A 16,768-nucleotide genomic window follows, 5' to 3' on the forward strand; every position below is an offset into this window, starting at 1 on the left:
TAGCTGTAGCGGCGACCACTTGCCTTGTACTCCACCCGGACCCCGGTCAGCTGAACCTCGCCGAGGACATCTCCACGCCGGAGATGAACGACCAGCGAGGTCCGCTCCGACTCAGCCGATGGTCACGTCCTTCGCCTGTCCGACCGGCACACAGAGCTGGTTGCCGAGCCCACTCTCCCCCAGCGGCCCGTCACCGTGCCGCGCCCCGAAGTACCACCCGGTCGCCAGCACCATCGCCAACGCCCCGACACTTCCCGCTACGACGAGACTCCGCTTCCCCATCCTTGCCCCCCGGCTAGATCACGGAGCGCGACGCGCCCGGCACGGAACACTACCGGCCGTCAGGGTCAGTGGTCGGCGCCCAGATTGCCGGCCAGGCGCTCGTGGCGCTCGGCGCTCGAAGCGTTGAGGCCGACGATCTCGACGGTCTTGCCGTAGCGCGCGTACTTGGTGGTGATCGCGTCCAGGGTGGCGACGGTGGAGGCGTCCCAGATGTGCGAGTCGGTCAGGTCGATCACCACGTGCGCCGGGTCGCCGCGGTAGTCGAACTGGTACACCAGGTCGTTGCTGGAGGCAAAGAACAGTTCGCCGCTGACGGCGTACACCAAGGTGTCGTCGTCGGGCCGGGCGACCGTGGTGACGCTGGTGAAGTGAGCCACCCGGCGGGCGAACAGCACCATCGCGACCAGGACGCCGACGATGACACCGATGGCCAGGTTGTGGGTGATGACGACGACCACCACCGTCGCCAGCATCACGAGGGTCTCGCTGCGCGGCATCCGGCGCAGGGTCCGCGGGCGGATGCTGTGCCAGTCGAAGGTGCCGACCGAGACCATCACCATCACCGCGACCAGCGCGGCCATCGGGATGTCGCCGACCAGGTCACCGAGACCGACCACCAGGATCAGCAGGAACACTCCGGCCAGGAAGGTCGAGATCCGGGTCCGGGCGCCGGAGGCCTTCACGTTGATCATCGTCTGGCCGATCATGGCGCAGCCGCCCATCCCGCCGAAGAACCCGGTGATCACGTTCGAGACGCCCTGTCCCCAGGCCTCGCGGGTCTTGCCCGAGCGGGTGTCGGTGACGTCGTCGACCAGCTTGGCGGTCATCAGGGACTCCAGCAGCCCGACCAGCGCCATCGCGACGGCGTACGGCGCGATGATGCGCAGCGTGTCCAGGTTCCAGGGGACGTCGGGCCAGAACAGTGACGGCAGGCTCTCGGGCAGTTTGCCCTCGTCGCTCACGGTCGGCACGGTCACCGACGCGACCACCACGATCAGCGTCACGCCGAGGATGGCGACCAGCGGCGCGGGGACCGCCTTGGTCAGCTTCGGCAGGAACACCATCACCGCGATGCCGGCCAGCACCAGCGGATAGACCAGCCACGGTACGCCGATCAGGTGCGGCAGCTGGGCCAGGAAGATCAGGATCGCCAGCGAGTTGACGAACCCGACCATCACCGAGCGCGGGATGAACCGCATCAGCCGGGCGACCCCGAGCACGCCGAGCAGGATCTGCAGCACCCCGGCCAGCAGCACGGTGGCGATCAGGTGATCGAAGCCGTGGTCACGCATCACCGGCGCGATCACCAGCGCCACCGCGCCGGTCGCGGCGGAGATCATCGCGGGGCGGCCGCCCAGGAACGAGATCGACACCGCCATCGTGAACGAGGCGAAGAGCCCGACCCGGGGATCGACCCCGGCGATGATCGAGAAGCTGATCGCCTCCGGGATCAGCGCCAGCGCCACCACCAGACCGGCCAGTACCTCGGTCCGCAGCCGGCGCGGTGAGCGCAGCGCGGCCCGGACCGAGGTGAGGTCCTGCTCAGTAGGTGCCGGCTCGGCTCCGGGCATGGCTGACCCGGGCGTCAGCGAACTCATGTGATCTCCAGACAGAAGGTGCGGAGCCGACCCTCCGGCTCCGTGAGGCGCCGCCACCCTACCCGGGCAGCGCCGGACCCCGGCCGCCCCTCCGCGCCGGAGATCGCGATCGGCGCTCGATGAGGTTACCGCCGGTCGCGGTTGCCGAGCCGCCCGCGATCCGGTGCTGTCTGTAGGCTCGGCCGAGCGGTTCTGCCAGCAGCCGCATCCAGGCCCGGGCCTTGGGGGAACACCGTCGTGAGCGACGTTCTGAGCATTCGTACCGGCGATTCCGGCAGCTACGTGACCCTCGAGGTCGCCGGCGACCTCGATCTGGAGAGCACGCCGGCGATGACCGCGGGCCTCAAGGCCGTGCTCGGGCCGCGTCCGGTGCTGGTCGACCTGAGCCGGGTCGAGTTCCTCGACTCCACCGGGCTCGGGGTGCTGGTCGGCGCCCACCGGGAGGCCGCGGCCGAAGGCGGTGCGCTGCTGCTGGTGGCCGCCGGCCCGCGGTTGCAGAAGATCTTCAAGATCACCAAGCTGCACAAGGTCTTCGCGCTGCACGACACGATGGAGGAGGCGGTGGCCAGCCTCGCGTCCCCCCTCGAGGTCGAAGGAGCCCCGGTCGAGACCGTCGTCCCGGGCTTCACCCCGGAAGACCGCTGACCCACTCAGCCATCAACCATGGTCTGATCGTCCGGCTGCCCGAGGGTGAGGACGCCTTGCAGGGCCGAGATGGGTGGGGCGAAGAAGTAGCCGCCGCCGGTGGGGGTGACCAGGTCCTCAGGGAGCTCGAGGGTGGTGGTCGAGCCGTCGGCGGCCGGCAGGTCGAGCGTACGGCGGCGGTCGCCGCGCTGGTCGCGCTGACCGATGATCGGGTCGACGCCACCGACGTTCGGCTGGACGGGTGAGTTCGCCCAGCGGCGGGTGACGAACTCGAACTGGTCCTCGATCGACGCCATGTACGCCGCGAACAGCAGCCCGCGCTCGGCGGTCTGCAACTCGGGGGAAGGATCGGTGACGCCGGCGAGCGGTTCGCCGTACGGGATGCCGCGGCGGAGCATCAGCCGCAGGAAGGTGTCGGCGGGCGCGCCGAAGTCGGTGCCACTGTCGCGCGGGTTGACCTTGCGGATATGGCCGGCGAACGGGCACACCTGGCCGAGCAGATCCTCGGTGGCGGGCCGGTGGGTGTCACCGGGATAGCCAGGCAGGTCGACCAGGACGGCCGGGCGGGTGTCGTCGTCGAAGAGGAAGTGGTTGTTCGCGAACTCGTCACCGGCCAGCGCGGCGTCGTCGGCCTCCGGCGATCGCAGCAGCGGAGCGCCGCTCGGCCAGCGGCCGACGAGCATCGAGGCGAGCCTGACCGGCGTCGTTCCCATCGCCGCGGCGGCGCTCGCGGCCAGGTCCCAGAAGCCGGCGACATCCTGGTCGAGGCGCCGGCAGACCAGGTACGAGCCACGCCGCGCCCAGTCGGGGAACGCGCTGGAAGGCGGCGCCGGGATCGTCGGGTCCTGATGATGCTGCCGGGGTTCGCCGAGCAGGAACTGTCCGGGCCACACCAGCGGCTGGCCGGGCTTCGCGAAGAGTTCGGCGTGCGGGTCGTCGGCGTCGAGGAAGCGCGGCGTGAGGTGGTCGTCCGGCGAGGTCGCCCGACGCCCTCGGACGCCGGGCTGCGAGATGCCGTCCTTGAACCCGAAATGCTCGTGTCCCTGCAGGTTTCCCGGCAGCGTGTCACCGCGCTGACCATGCAGCAGCGTGATGCCCTGGGCATCGGCCTCGTCGAGGATCTCCTCCACCGCGGTCGCCAGGCTCTTCGGGTTGTCAGCAGCAACGATCACCAGGGCGTCGGCCTCGTTGCCGGGACCACCCACGACCCAGTTGGCGCGGTGCCCCCGCTGAGCCGGGTCGGTCGGATCGCCCAGGTACGTCGATCGCTCGGCCAGCCCTTGGCGGAAACTCTGCTCGCCGAACGCCTGTACGGCGGAGTCGCCGGCCAGCGCCGCGACGGCCGGGAAGGAGAACGCGACCGCGGTCCAGGTGGCGGTCAGGCCGGGCTCGCGGACGCCGAGCCGGAGGCGCAACGCCCGGAACTCGCGCCGGAAGTCCAGGACCTCGTCCATGGCGGTGATCCGGGGCGCCAGCCAGCCGACCCACTCGCGGGCGTCGTCGAGCTCCCCGAACCGCAGGAACAGGAACTCCTGGTGGTCCTTGTTGAAGCCCGGAACGATGTTGCCCTGGATGTCGGCGGCGGCCTCGGCGTCGTAGACAGGCTCGTCGGCCAGCACCCGAGCAGTCCGCCCGCCCGCCGACTGCTCCTTCGGGAGGTCGCGATGGTCGGCACCGGTCGTCATGGCGTCACCGGCCGACAGCTCGCTCGCTGCGGTGGCCTCCTCGGCGACGATCGCCTCGCTGGCAGCAGCATCAGCGGCTACGCGGCCGAGACGCGCCGCGGTCCCGCCGGGCGCCGGGCCGCCACTGGCCGGTGGCAGCTCGATGCCCGACAACAGCGCCGTCCGGGTCTCCGCCAGCGCGGCCAGCGCATTCGCCGCTTCGGGCCTCATCTACCGCTCCGATCGATGATTCCATGGGCCGACATGATCACGTGCTCGGCGAGCTGTCCGCCGAAGTCGACCGGTCGCCCACCGATGCGGATCTCACCGACCCGATATCCAGCTTCCACCGGTACCTCGTAGACCACCCGCAACGCCGCCCCTCGCTCGCCACGGACAACAGTCCAGTGGTCGCCCACCGGGTCACCGCCGGGATCGGTCCACCCCGAATCGTCCCAGTCGATCATCAACGGGCCGGGCGGATCCGCGGTGGCGACGGCGTACCCCTTCCGGGTGATCGACCAGAGATCGAGGTTGATCCGGGCGTCGGCACCGGTCTCGCGGCCGTACGGCAGGGCGTCGTACCCGTCGAGCGCCTTACCGGTCTTCTCGACCTCCTGCGACACCCCGAGCAGGTCCTTCATCGAGTTGATCGGCATCACGTAGTGCACGATGCCGTCGGTGGTGTTCCACCGGTTCAGCGGTTTGTAGTTGCCCTTGGCATCGAAAAGGTCCGCGGCTGTCACCGCGGGGTCGACCAGTTCGCGGTACAGCTCCAGCACCAGGTCCGGCGCGACCGCGGCGAGCAGCTTCCAGTACTCCGGGGTCTCGGTGGTGAAGGTGACGCGCACGATGACGCCGTCGGGATCGCGGTCCACCCGCCACTCGAGGTACTCGATCTGGGTCGATCGCTGCTCACCCGCGGCGAACGCGGCGGTACGGTCGTCGCGGTGCTTCATCAGCAGCGGCCTCGAGAAGCCGGTCCAGGTGTAGGCCCGGGTCGCGTCGATCTCGAACTCACGCTGACCCGGATCCACGTAGGCGCCCGATCCACTGAGCTTCTTCGACGGCGCGATCAGCCGATCGATCACGTCGTGCCAGCGATCGAACAGCGGCGAGCCGGCCGGTACATCCTGGATCGATCCCGGCGTGCCGAACTTCCCCACCAAGCTCATGGGCCAGAACCCTATGCCACCTCGGTCACTCTCGGTAGGAGCGCCGGTGGGCGGCCGGTTGCAACTTGTGGCAACCGGTCGCCCACCGGCGACTCAGTCGCTCAACTGCAGACGCCGAGGTCCTTCCACTGCGCGGTGAGCCCGGGCTCGGAGCCCTGGGTCCACCAGTTCGCCTGCCAGAGCCGGTTGTTGTGCTTGCTGCGCCGGCCTTCGAGGTAGACCGTCGACCAGTTCCAGGCCGGCGCCGAGGAGCAGTTGGCGGGCGGGCTGGTGGGCGGGGTCGTCGGCGGAGTGGTGGGGGGCGTGGTCGGCGGGGTGGTGGGCGGGGTGGTGGGCGGGGTCGTCGGATTGCAGTTGCCACCGGCAACGAGCGTGTCGCGGAACGACGTACTCGCGCCGCGCAGCGCGTTCACCCGCGAGATCGCGTCGGACGGCGAGACCACCTCGTTCTTGGCGTAGTACGTCCAGTCGACCTGCTGCTGGTAGACGCTGGTGCCGGTCGTGTGCGCGGTCAGGTCGATGAACCAGAGGTTGTAGTTCAGCGACATGTCCTGGCGCGGATAGACAGGATTGCCCTGGTCGTCCACCGTGTGGTCGGCGATCAGGACGCCGTCGACGTAGTACCTGACGTGCCCGTCGGCGACCTGGGTGACGATGTCGTGCCAGCCGGCCAGCGAACGACGAGTGGCGGTCGACGCCCGGAGCCCGTCCCAGGGTTCGGCGCGGTAGGTGTACCAGCTCGTGTGGTAGTTGACCGAGGTCGTCTCGCCCCAGCCGCCGTTCGGCAGGTACTCCGCGAAGTCCAGTTCGCTGTACAGCGGGTCGTAGTCGTAGCGCAGGGGCGTGATCGTGAAGGCGGTCTCGTTGATGTGGTCGCCGTCCGGTCCGCTGATCGGCGCATCGGTGAAGTGCACCCGGGTGGCGTAGGTGCCTTCCCGGAAACGCTGCTGGGTCTGCCGCAACTCCGAGTGCGTCGTACCAGCGGCGGAGCCGTCGGTCGAGGCACGCAACTGCGCCACCTGGTCTCCACCGGAGCTGACGAACGAGATATTGCCGGCCAGCCAGGCGGCGCCGGGCACACCGGGCCCGCCGGTTTCGGAGCGTGCGTTCCAGCCATGCGCCTGGAAGTCGCTGTCACTGATCGAGTCGTAGTGGAAGTCGTCGAACAGGATGCCGCAGTCGGCGTCGGCCGCCGACCCTGCCGCGGACGAGATCGTGGTCGACGAAGTGGCGGTCCAGGTCGTCAGAGCTGCGGCCGCCATCACGGTGGTGAGGATGGCGGCAGCCTTGCGGGTCAAGGCTTTTCGGGGCATGCGCATAGCGAGATCGGCTCCTTCTGGGGGCGGGCCGCCGCCGGTGAAGGCGGCGGCGATCGAAAGGACGGCGCCGTTGCTCCACGATGCTCGGCCCGGGCGCGGATTGACAAGACTTCATGAGTGTCTTTTTCAAATCTTCTGACGATCTGCCCAGATGGTGAGAATTATTTTCAGCGCGGCAGGTGAGATGATCGTGCGGCGCACCCGGCAGACGAGGAGTCGACGATGGCCAGCTCCGGTCCCCCGCCGTCGTCCGACGTCCTGCGCCGGCTGCGCGAGTCCGGCGACGAACTGCAGGGCGCGTTGCGGACGATCGCCGACTTCGTCCTGGCCGAGCCGGCCGCCGCCTCCCGCCTGACCATCGTCGAACTGGCCGAGCGGACCGGCACCTCCCCCGGCACCGTCACGCGGTTCAGCCGAGCCTGCGGCCTCCACCGGTACGCCGACCTGCGGGTCGCGCTCGCCGAGGAAGCCGGCCGCTCCGGGGCCGGCCGGTGGAGCACCGACATCGGCCGGCAACTCCACCCCGACGACTCGCTCGACCGGGTCGTCGAGGTGCTGGTGTCGGCCAACACCCAGGCTTTGGTCGCCACGGCCGAACGACTCGACCCGGTCATGGTGGACCAGGTCGCCGAGGCGATCGTCGGCGCGCGCCACTGCCACTTCTTCGGCGTCGGGACCAGCGCCGTGACCGCGGAGGAGTTCGGCCTGCGAGTACGCCGGATCGGCGTCGCGTGCTGGACCTGGCCCGACGTCCACAGCGCACTGATCGCGGCAGCCCAGGCCGACCAGCGTGACGTCTTCGTCGGCATCTCGTTCTCGGGCCACGTCGCCGAGACGGTCGAGGTGATCGATGCGGCGGCAGCCCGCGGTACGACGACTGTGGTAATCACCCAGGACCGCGAATCACCGCTCGCCCGAAGCGCCGGCCTGCTTCTCACCACCGCGCCGCCCAGCGGCAACCAGCAGGCCCAGGCCACCGCGGATCGGCATGCGCAGTTCCTCCTGGTCGACATCGTCTACGCGCGGATCGCCCAGCTCACCCACCCCGCGATCGTCGAAGTACTGGACCGAACCGCAGCCGCCGTCGACGGCCACCGGATCGCCCGCCGTTCCCGCCGGGGTCCGCGGCCGTCCTGACGGCGCACAACTTCGGCTAGTTGCACGGTCCTTTGGGTACCGGTCGGTCACGAGCACAATCCCGAGAACGGAAGGCGTGCAGATCCATGGCTGACGACAAAGACGCAGTGGCGCGAGTGGCCGAGCTGGTCGACCGCGCGCAACTGTGCATGCTGACCACGATGACCGTGGACGGCCGGCATCTGGCCCGGCCGATGGCGGTTCAGGAGACGGAGTTCGACGGCGACCTGTGGTTCTTCGCCTACGCCGACTCCGCCAAGGTCAAGCAGGTGATGGCGAACCCACAGGTGAACGTGAGCTTCGCCAACACCAAGGACAGCGAGTGGACCTCGATCTCCGGCACCGCCGAGGTGGTCGAGGACAAGCACAAGGCGGAGCAGCTCTGGTCCGCCCCGCTGAAGGCCTGGTTCCCCGACGGGGTGGAGACCCCGGGCCTGATCCTGCTGAAGGTGCACGCCGACAGCGCGGAGTACTGGTCGAGCCCCAGCAGCAAGGTCGTGAAGCTGCTCGGCGCTGTCCGGGCGGCAGTCACCGGCGACCCCGACAAGTTCCCCGGCGAGAACGAGGAAGTGGACCTGCCGACCAAGGAGCAGCCATAACGAAGACGGATCCTGACGCGGGCCGCGAGCCCTTGTTCGGCTCGCCGGTGCGGCAATAGCATCCGGCGTCACTTACTGCTGAAGGGATCACGTGATGGCGTTCGGTAGGGGCAAGACGAAGGGGCAGGACCCGGAGCAGGGCGGCTGGCAGTCGGGCCGGAAGGCCAAGAAGGCGGCCGGCTCCGGTGGTGGGCTGACCGGCGACCGGGTGGTCGACCCGAAGGGAAGGACCGTGAAGGACTTCTCCAACCGCCAGCGCCGGCAGGAGAACGAGCACGGCGTCTAGTCCGGGCACCGGTACGACGTAACGCGGGCCAGGCCGATGTTCACATCGGCCGCCCGCGTTTTCTTGTGCCCCCCAGGGCACCCCCAGAGGCGCAGTTGAGGGGTCGACCCTCATGCCCTCGGAGCGCGACTCCAGCAGAGTCCTCGGTGAGAGCTTCCGCTACTTCCGAAGGACCCGCTCCTTCTTCGATCGGAGTCAGACAGATGAGACGACAGACCACCGGCCTCGCCGCCGCGGCGCTTCTCGCGGCCGCCGTGCTCGGCCAGCCACAGCTCGCCTCGGCGAACGCGATCGCCGGCCCGGCCTGCGACTTCAACGGCGACTCCCGCTCCGACCTCGCGATCGGCGCACCCGGCGAGAGCGTCGGCAACCTCGACAGCGCGGGCTCGGTGAACGTGCTCTACGGCTCGGCCGCCGGCGTCGCCGCGGCCAAGAACGTGCTGGTCAATCAGGACAATCCCGGCATCGCCGGGGTCGCGGAGCGCGGCGACGCCTTCGGTCACGCCAGCGCCTGCGGCGACTTCGACAACGACGGGTTCGGCGACCTCGCGGTCGGCGTACCGCACGAGGGTGTGGAGAGCGCGACCGGCGCCGACGTCTACGACGCCGGCGCGGTCAACATCTTCTACGGCTCGGCCATCGGGCTGGCCACCACCGGCAACCAGGTCTTCACCCAGTCCTCGCCCGGGATGCCCGACAGCGCCGAGCGGACCGACGAATTCGGCACCGCCGTCGCCGCGGGCGACTTCGACAACGACGGCCGCGACGACCTCGCGATCGGCGCTCCCAAGGAGAACGTCGACGGCTTCAACCAGGCCGGCAACGTGATCGTCCTGCGCGGCGGGCGCACCGGTCTGTCGACCACCGGCAGCCAGGTCTGGCACCAGGGCTCGCCCGGGATCGCCGGCGAGGTCGAGGGCGGCGACAACTTCGGCAGCTCGCTCGCCACCGGAGACTTCGACGGCGACGGCCGCGACGACCTGGTGGTCGGTTCTCCCGGCGAAGCGATCGCCGACCAGGCCGCTGCCGGCAACGTCAACGTCATCTACGGCTCGACCACGGGACTGGTTGCGGCCGGCAACCAGATCCTGAACCAGTCGACCGCCGGCGTCCCCGGCAACTGGGAGGCGAACGACCTGTTCGGCTCCGCGGTGACGGCGGGCGACTTCAACGACGACGGCCGCGACGACCTCGCGGTCGGCGTACCGGGTGAGAACGACGGCGAAACCCGCGATGCCGGCGCCGTCAACGTCACCTACGGCACGGCCGACGGCCTGCAGGCGAACTGGAGCCAGATCTTCACCCGGGCCGGGCTCCTGAACGGCGGGACGCCTTCCTCCGGTGACCAGTTCGGTACTGCGCTGGCGGCGGGCAACTTCAACGGCCCAGGCGGGGACGACCTGGCCATCGGTGCCCCGGGCACCATCGTCGACGGCAACGTCGCCGCGGGCCGGTTGACCATCCTGTACGGCGCCCCGAACGGTCTGCTGCCGACCGTCAACCAGCAACTCAGCCAAGGCGTGAACAAGATGGAAGGCGCGACCGAAGCCGGCGACTATCTCGGCTACGCGCTGGCAGCCGGCGACTTCGACGGCAACGGCCGCTCCGACCTCGCGGCCGGTGCCCCCGGCGAAGCGGTCGACACCAAGTCGAGCGGTGGCGCGGTCAACGTGCTGTACGGAACGACGGGGTTTCTCTCCACGGCCACCGACCAGGTCTGGACCCAGGACAGCAACGGCATCCACGGCGTCGCCCAGGCCAACGACCGGTTCGGTGGACCGTCGATGTCGACCGGTGAGTACCGGATCGGCTACAAGACCGGCACCACGGTCAAGGTGACCAACGACCTGCTCGCCCACAACCCGCTCGGACGGATCGACATGTCCGGGGTCCAGGCCGGTCCGGACTACGAACTCGCGGCCGCCCGGGGTGGCGTGATCAGGTACATCGTCGACACCAACGCCGAGCCGACGTCCGACAACAACTACGTCTGGATCGAGCACCCGGACGGCGAGTGGAGCAAGTACAGCCACGTCCGCACCGGCTCGGTCACCAGCCGCGGCCACAAGGTCGGCGACACCGTCACCGCCGGCACCGTCCTGGGCCTCGAAGACGAAGTCGGCCAGGCCGACGGCAACCACCTGCACTTCGAGGTCTCGGTCCCGTACGACGCGGCCAACCCGATCACCTCCGGCGGCTTCATGTCCGGCCTCAACCGCAACCCGGTCATCTGCGGCATCCCCGGCAACGCCTTCTTCCGCGGCCAGACTTACACAGCCACGAACTGCTGATCAGCATCTCGTCTACCCAGGCCACCTTCTCAGCCACCACTGAGAGGGTGGCCTTGGGCGTGGGTTGAGTGCCGGGACAGAGCGGATTGGTAGCCGTCGTTGGCGATCCGACACACCACGGCCCGCAGGCAGCGCACATCGCCAACCACCACGCTGCCTGCCAAGCGATACAGGGCCGGGTCTGCCGCCACACTGGGCCGACCCATCACAACCTGCACTCAGCGCGCATCCCCAACCACTACGTTGCCTGCCACGTGGCGCGGGGCCGACAGCAGTACTTCGTCTCCCACCCAGCACTGGACCGACACCACCACCTCGCCTGCCAATCAGCACTGGGCCGACACCAACCTCGCCTGCCAATCAGCACTGGGCCGACGCCACCATGGCCGCCACGCAACGCTGGGCCTCAGCGCCACGCCTTCATCAAGCAGGCGACGAAGGAGCCTGCGCCCAGGATGGGTGGGAGCCAGCGAACGAGGATGCGACGCAGGAGCGGACGACGAGCAGGCGCGGGAGACGATCACCATCCGGCAACACCTCACCCACCAGCGGCAAGCCGCATCAGATCAGTATCGAAATCAACATCAGCGACCGACCGCTCGGCCCGGGTCGCGTTCCCACCAAACTGGTGCTGATAACCAGACCAGTTGTCATCGGCAATCTGCTTTGACACACCACTCAACACAAGCATCGACAGCTCCCCAGCTGCCCGGCTGATCCGCCGGCCGAGTTCAGGCGAACCCCAGTCCTCAGGTGCGGCGTACAAAGAGGTCGGGACCGGGATCGCGCGGAGGAAGGCGAACAGCGGCCGAAGTTGGTCGTCCACCACCATCGCGTGCCGGGCGGTGCCGCCGGTCGCGGCGAGGACGACCGGCTTGGCGACCAGCAGGTCGTTGTCGATCAGGTCGACGAACGACTTGAACAGTCCGCTGGTCGCGGCCTTGTAGACCGGCGTACTGGCAATGATCGCGTCGGCCGCGGCGAGCTTCTCGATCGCCGCCTGGACCTTTGCGTTCGGTACTCCGGAGACGAGCGACTGCGCGATTTCCACCGCGATCGGCGCGAGCTCGATGACGCTGACCGTGGCACTCACACCGGCCGCGCGGAACGCGTCGAGGGTCTTCTGCGCCGCCCGGTCCGCGAGCAGCCGGGTCGAGGACGGGTCGCTGACCCCCGCGCTGATCACGGCGATGGTGCGCGGCAGCTCCGCAGTACTGCGGGCCGTGTCGTTCATGTCGTCTTCCTTTCGGGTCGCGCGACTGCCTCTGCTCCTGCCGTCAGAGCAAGGCTGAGGTCGCGCAGTGTGCGAAGTTGGTCGGGGGTCAGCGCGCGGTTCATTGCCGTCGCGACCTGGCGCGCGTGCGCTCGGCCAACCCGGCGCTGGGTTTCCAGCCCTTCCGCGGTGAGACGGAGGCGAAACGCGCGGCCGTCGTCAGGATCATCGCTGCGTTCGATCAGGCCACGCCGCTCGAGCCGGCTGACAAGTCGCGACACCCCTGCCTGGGTTAGCAAAGCGTCCTCACACAGGTCGATGATCCGCAGGCCGTCCGGCGCTACCGAGAGGGCGTACAGCACGCCGTACTCGCGCGGCAGCAGGTCGCCCCAGTCACCCTCACGCTCGAAGTCACGGGCCAGCGTGGCCTGGGCGCGAAACATCGCCTCCCAGGCCACGTTGGCGAGCCGGGCCGAGCTGTCCATCAGAACGCCTCCGGGAAGTTCGCCTCGACCTCAGGATCGCTGTCCTGGTACGGCGAGGTGCCGGACAGGTTGTCGCCACGGTTCGGGTTCGGCCGGGGCTGACGCGGTTCGGCGTCGCCGTACTTCGCCAGTACCAGCGAGCCGTGCGTAGGTGCATCCGGTACGCCGGGCGCCCTGCGTGACTCCAGCTCCTTCCGCAGCACGGGGACGACCTCCGTGCCGAGCAGCTCGACCTGCTCGAGCGCCAGCTCGATCGGCAGCGCGAGACCGTCGACCGCGAAGAGCTGCCGCTGGTAGTCGCCGAAGCCCTCCTGGAAGGTCAGCACCTTGTCGATGACCTGCTGCGGGCTGCCGACGGTCAGCGGGGTGCCGGCCATGTGGTCCTCGAGCCGCGAACCACGGAAGATCGGGTAGCTCTCGAAGTACGGCCGGAAGGTGTTCACCGCGTCCTGCGAACGCTTGGCGATGAACGACATCCCGCCGAGCCCGACGATCGCCTGCGCGGCGGTGCCGTGCCCGTAGTGCTCGAACCGCTGCCGGTAGAAGTCCACCAGCGGCTTGAAGTGGAAGTTCGGCGCCAGGATGTGGTTGGCGAAGAAGCCGTTGCCGTAGAAGGCCGCCTGCTCGGCGATCTCCGGTGTCCGGATCGAACCGTGCCAGACGAACGGCGGTACGTCGTCCAGCGGGCGCGGCGTCGAGGTGAACCCCTGCAGCGCCGTCCGGAACTTGCCCTCCCAGTCGACCACGTCCTCACGCCACAACCGGTGCAGCAGGTTGTAGTTCTCCAGCGCCAGGGCCACGCCCTGCCGGATGTCCTTGCCGAACCACGGATAGACCGGCACCGTGTTGCCACGCCCGACCATCAGGTCCAGCCGGCCCTTGGCGACGTGCTGGAGCATCGCGTAGTCCTCGGCGAGCTTGACCGGGTCGTTCGTGGTCATCAGCGTCACCGAGGTGCTCAGCGTGATCCGCCGGGTCTGCGCGGCGATGAACGCCAGCAACGTCGTCGGCGACGACGGTACGAACGGCGGGTTGTGGTGCTCCCCCAGCGCGAACACGTCCAGCCCGACCTCGTCGGCCCGCTGCGCCACCCGGATCATGTTGTCGATCCGCTCAGCCTCGCTGTAGGTGTACCCGGTCGTCGGGTCCGGCGCGATGTCGCCGACCGTGAACACTCCGAACTGCATCTCGTCCTCCTGACAGGCGCGTCCGCGAACTGCATGACTGCGCATGTAGTTGAACAACATGACCGCGCAGGTATTCCCGGCGCCAAGTACGGTGAGCCCAACGACTTCTGGGAGCGAGCGCATGAGCCACCAACCGCCGGTCGAGCCCCCGTCAACCTTGGCGGGCCTCGAGATCGACAAACCCCACGCCCACTTCCTCGCCACCGAGCACTGGAGCCTGCTCGCCACCCGCGGCATGACGTGGACCGAGATCTTCAGCCGGACCAACACCTACCTGACCGTCCTGTCGGCCACCGTCGTGGCGCTGTCCCTGGTGGCCAACGCGAACGGCTTCGGCCAGGACTTCCTGACCTTCGCACTCGTGGTGCTCCCGGTGACGCTGCTGATCGGTATCGGAACCTACTTCCGCCTGATCGAGGCGGACATCGAGGACTCCTGGCTGATCATCGGCATGAACCGGCTGCGGCACGCCTACCTCGAACTGGCCCCGGAACTGGAGCCGTACTTCGTCACCAGCCACCACGACGACCCGCGGGGCATCCTCACCACGTACAGCTTCCGCAACAAGGTCGGCCTGACCCACTGGCTGTCAGGCTCCCCGGTCGTCGTCGGCATCATCAACGCCGTCGTCGTCGGCGCGCTGGGCGCGATGATCTGCGACGCCGCGGGCGGCGGCGTCGTACTGCGAACCGTCATCGGCGTCCTGGCCGCCATCGCGACCGCGGTGGTCCTCGGCACGTTCGGCTACCGCAAGATCCGCGACGTCACCCGCAACTACGAGCCTCGTTTCCCCAGCTGAGCCCACGCCGATCGGGTACCTCGCACGATGGTTGCCGAGGTACCCGATCGCCGTCCGACTGCTGTGCTCAGCAGCTGCCGATGTCGTGCGTGTGCAGCTCGACCAGGTGCCCCTCACCGTCGAAGTCGGCGTACACCTCGGTCAGTACGTGGTTGTGGCAGACGTCGCCGAGGTGCACACCCCCGATCCCGCCCTGCTCGTTCGCCATCATCGGAAAGCGCAGCTTCGGCCGCACCTGCCGCACCGCTGTCCCCTCGGTCTCCACACTGTTCATGACCATCCCCTCCTCGTGATCCCGGACGACACCAGGATCCGCGGGGACCTTCAGACAGCCTTAAATCGAAGGGCCGCCGGTCAGGGGACGGAGATCGCGCGCTCGACGCAGAGCCGGATGAGATCGCGGCGCTGCTGGTGCGTCGCGGGCGACTCGTCGGCGGTCGCCGCGTAGACGTTGCTGACCGGTGACCAGGCCATCGAGATCGCGATCACCATCGTCATGACGTCGAACGGATCGCCGGCCACCACCCGGCCGGCTGCCTGGGCCTCGGCGATGACCCGCAACTTGTGGTCGTCGTACTGCGTGTGCACATCGACCAGATGGCCCACCGGGCGTCGCTCGAGGCGCATCCAGGTGGCCAGCCGGATCAGGTCGGGGCGGCGCAGATACTCGTCGTACAGCCGGGTGGCCCAGTCCGCGAGGTCACCGGCATCGATCGGTACGACGTTGGTGATGCGCTCCAGCGATTCGAGGAAGATCGTGTCGAACAACTGGTCCTTGTTGCCGAAGTACGTATAGAGCTGCGCCTTGTTCGTCCGGGCCGCAGCCACGATCCGGTCGACTCGCGCCCCGGCGATGCCGTGCAGCGCGAACTCTGCCGTCGCCACCTCCAAGATCCGCTGGTACGTCGCGACGCCGCGTGCGCTGGTCGGTTGCTCAGCCATCACGCCAGTTTACAGACAGACCAGTTGGTTTGCGTATCCAGGAGGAGCGACGTACGGTCAAATAGACCAAACAGTCTGTTTCGAAGGAGTGTCCGATGCGATCGACCTTGGGCTGGAAAGCCGACGGAACTACCGGGCGGGTCCGGAAGACGTCGTTCGAGCGCCGCGAACTCCGGCCGGACGACCTCGCAGTCCGAATCGACTTCTGCGGCGTCTGCCATACCGACCTGCACTCGCTCGGGCATCACGACGGCGCGGCGCGCCTGGTGCCCGGCCACGAGTTCACCGGCGTGGTGACCGAGGTGGGTGCGGAGGTCAACGACTTCTCTCCCGGCGATGCGGTTGCTGTAGGCAACATCGTCGACTCGTGCGGAGTCTGCCCGATGTGCCGCGCGGGCCAGGAGAACTTCTGCCACGAGTTCCCCACCCTGACCTACGGCGGCACCGACCGCCATGACGGCTCGACCACCCTCGGCGGCTATGCGCGCGAGTACGTCGTACGCGATCGCTTCGCCTACCACCTCCCTGCGGGCCTCGGCCCGGCCGGCGCGGCACCGCTGCTGTGTGCCGGAATCACCGTCTGGGAGCCACTGCGGGCCCTCGGCGTCGGCCCCGGCAGCCGAGTCGCCGTCGCCGGACTGGGCGGATTGGGCCACCTCGCGGTGAAGCTGTCCGTAGCCCTCGGCGCCACCACGTCGGTCATCAGCCGCACCGCCGACAAAGCAGAAGACGCCCGCCGCCTGGGCGCCTCACAACTGCTGCTCTCCACCGATGCCGAGCAGTTGGCCGAGGCCCGCGACACCTTCGACGTCGTGATCGACACGATCGCCGCCCCACACGACCTCAGCCCCTACCTCCGCCTGGTCGCAATGGACGGCACCCTCACCCAGGTCGGCGACCTCGGAACCATCACAGTCGAGGTGATGGATCTGCTGGTCGGCCGCAAGAAACTCAGCTCCTCCGGCAGCGGCGGGCGCCCCGCGACTGCCGAGCTGCTCGAGTTCTGCGCAACCCACGGAGTCACAGCCGACGTCGAGGTGCTCCCGTCCGGCGAGATCAACGAGGCACTCGAACGGCTGCGACGCAACGACGTGCGGTACCGGTTCGTCCTTGATCTGGCGGATCTGGGTTGAGGTGAGCGCGGGG

General features: G+C 68.8%; 17 protein-coding genes. 7 read left to right on the plus strand and 10 right to left on the minus strand.

The features are described from left to right. Positions 1-111: 111 nt before the first annotated feature. Positions 112-282 carry a hypothetical protein gene (locus OX958_RS24565; RefSeq protein WP_270131719.1) on the minus strand — a complete coding sequence of 57 codons (171 nt, stop codon included), beginning with the start codon at positions 280-282 and terminating at the stop codon, positions 112-114. Positions 283-347: 65 nt separating this feature from the next. Next, the gene (locus OX958_RS24570; RefSeq protein ID WP_270131720.1) at positions 348-1,880 is read right to left on the minus strand and encodes a SulP family inorganic anion transporter; all 1,533 of its coding nucleotides are present in this window, start codon (positions 1,878-1,880) and stop codon (positions 348-350) included. A gap of 237 nt (positions 1,881-2,117) precedes the next feature. On the opposite strand from OX958_RS24570, the gene OX958_RS24575 reads away from it, so the two are divergent. Then, positions 2,118-2,525 carry an STAS domain-containing protein gene (locus OX958_RS24575; protein WP_270131722.1) on the plus strand — a complete coding sequence of 136 codons (408 nt, stop codon included), beginning with the start codon at positions 2,118-2,120 and terminating at the stop codon, positions 2,523-2,525. Between the two features lie 5 nt (positions 2,526-2,530). Here OX958_RS24575 and OX958_RS24580 read toward each other — a convergent pair whose 3' ends face one another. From OX958_RS24580 to OX958_RS24590, 3 genes are all read right to left on the minus strand, one after another. After that, complete coding sequence (locus OX958_RS24580) at positions 2,531-4,420, minus strand: Dyp-type peroxidase (RefSeq protein ID WP_270131723.1); 1,890 nt, start codon at positions 4,418-4,420, stop codon at positions 2,531-2,533. Then, a complete protein-coding gene (locus tag OX958_RS24585) occupies positions 4,417-5,364 on the minus strand; it encodes a hypothetical protein (RefSeq protein ID WP_270131724.1) in 948 nt (315 codons plus the stop codon). Before OX958_RS24585 ends, OX958_RS24580 begins: the two co-directional genes overlap by 4 nt. Positions 5,365-5,465: 101 nt before the next feature. Next, the gene (locus tag OX958_RS24590; protein WP_270131726.1) at positions 5,466-6,683 is read right to left on the minus strand and encodes a family 16 glycosylhydrolase; all 1,218 of its coding nucleotides are present in this window, start codon (positions 6,681-6,683) and stop codon (positions 5,466-5,468) included. Between the two features lie 222 nt (positions 6,684-6,905). On the opposite strand from OX958_RS24590, the gene OX958_RS24595 reads away from it, so the two are divergent. The 4 genes from OX958_RS24595 to OX958_RS24610 all read left to right on the plus strand — a co-directional run bounded on the left by OX958_RS24595 (position 6,906) and on the right by OX958_RS24610 (position 10,996). Continuing rightward, positions 6,906-7,820: a MurR/RpiR family transcriptional regulator gene (locus OX958_RS24595; protein ID WP_270131727.1), complete on the plus strand. Its 915-nt coding sequence runs from the start codon at positions 6,906-6,908 to the stop codon at positions 7,818-7,820. 86 nt (positions 7,821-7,906) lie between these two features. Further along, positions 7,907-8,419, plus strand: coding sequence for a pyridoxamine 5'-phosphate oxidase family protein (locus OX958_RS24600; protein ID WP_270131729.1), 513 nt, complete (start codon positions 7,907-7,909; stop codon positions 8,417-8,419). Positions 8,420-8,513: 94 nt separating this feature from the next. Then, positions 8,514-8,705, plus strand: coding sequence for a hypothetical protein (locus OX958_RS24605; RefSeq protein ID WP_270131730.1), 192 nt, complete (start codon positions 8,514-8,516; stop codon positions 8,703-8,705). A 203-nt stretch (positions 8,706-8,908) separates the two neighbouring features. Continuing rightward, entirely contained in the window at positions 8,909-10,996 is a 2,088-nt protein-coding gene (locus OX958_RS24610; RefSeq protein ID WP_270131731.1) for a peptidoglycan DD-metalloendopeptidase family protein, read from the plus strand. Between the two features lie 538 nt (positions 10,997-11,534). Here OX958_RS24610 and OX958_RS24615 read toward each other — a convergent pair. From OX958_RS24615 to OX958_RS24625, 3 genes are read right to left on the minus strand one after another with little or no spacing between them, the layout of a single operon-like run. Further along, entirely contained in the window at positions 11,535-12,230 is a 696-nt protein-coding gene (locus OX958_RS24615) for a CE1759 family FMN reductase (protein ID WP_270131732.1), read from the minus strand. After that, positions 12,227-12,694: a MarR family winged helix-turn-helix transcriptional regulator gene (locus tag OX958_RS24620; protein WP_270131734.1), complete on the minus strand. Its 468-nt coding sequence runs from the start codon at positions 12,692-12,694 to the stop codon at positions 12,227-12,229. Before OX958_RS24620 ends, OX958_RS24615 begins: the two co-directional genes overlap by 4 nt. Next, positions 12,694-13,881 carry a CE1758 family FMN-dependent luciferase-like monooxygenase gene (locus OX958_RS24625; RefSeq protein ID WP_270131736.1) on the minus strand — a complete coding sequence of 396 codons (1,188 nt, stop codon included), beginning with the start codon at positions 13,879-13,881 and terminating at the stop codon, positions 12,694-12,696. Before OX958_RS24625 ends, OX958_RS24620 begins: the two co-directional genes overlap by 1 nt. A gap of 121 nt (positions 13,882-14,002) precedes the next feature. Here OX958_RS24625 and OX958_RS24630 point away from each other — a divergent pair, with 121 nt between their 5' ends. Continuing rightward, the gene (locus tag OX958_RS24630; protein ID WP_270131738.1) at positions 14,003-14,680 is read left to right on the plus strand and encodes a hypothetical protein; all 678 of its coding nucleotides are present in this window, start codon (positions 14,003-14,005) and stop codon (positions 14,678-14,680) included. A 67-nt stretch (positions 14,681-14,747) separates the two neighbouring features. Here OX958_RS24630 and OX958_RS24635 read toward each other — a convergent pair whose 3' ends face one another. Both OX958_RS24635 and OX958_RS24640 read right to left on the minus strand, forming a co-directional pair. Further along, complete coding sequence (locus OX958_RS24635) at positions 14,748-14,954, minus strand: hypothetical protein (RefSeq protein WP_270131740.1); 207 nt, start codon at positions 14,952-14,954, stop codon at positions 14,748-14,750. An 80-nt stretch (positions 14,955-15,034) separates the two neighbouring features. Continuing rightward, on the minus strand, positions 15,035-15,622 hold the full coding sequence (locus OX958_RS24640; protein WP_270131741.1) for a TetR family transcriptional regulator: 588 nt from the start codon (positions 15,620-15,622) through the stop codon (positions 15,035-15,037). A gap of 95 nt (positions 15,623-15,717) precedes the next feature. Between OX958_RS24640 and OX958_RS24645 the strand changes: the two genes are divergently transcribed. Next, on the plus strand, positions 15,718-16,755 hold the full coding sequence (locus OX958_RS24645; RefSeq protein WP_270131743.1) for an NAD(P)-dependent alcohol dehydrogenase: 1,038 nt from the start codon (positions 15,718-15,720) through the stop codon (positions 16,753-16,755). The last annotated feature ends 13 nt before the right edge of the window (positions 16,756-16,768 follow it).

Origin of the sequence: Kribbella sp. CA-293567, assembly GCF_027627575.1 — a bacterium.
Classification (GTDB): domain Bacteria; phylum Actinomycetota; class Actinomycetes; order Propionibacteriales; family Kribbellaceae; genus Kribbella.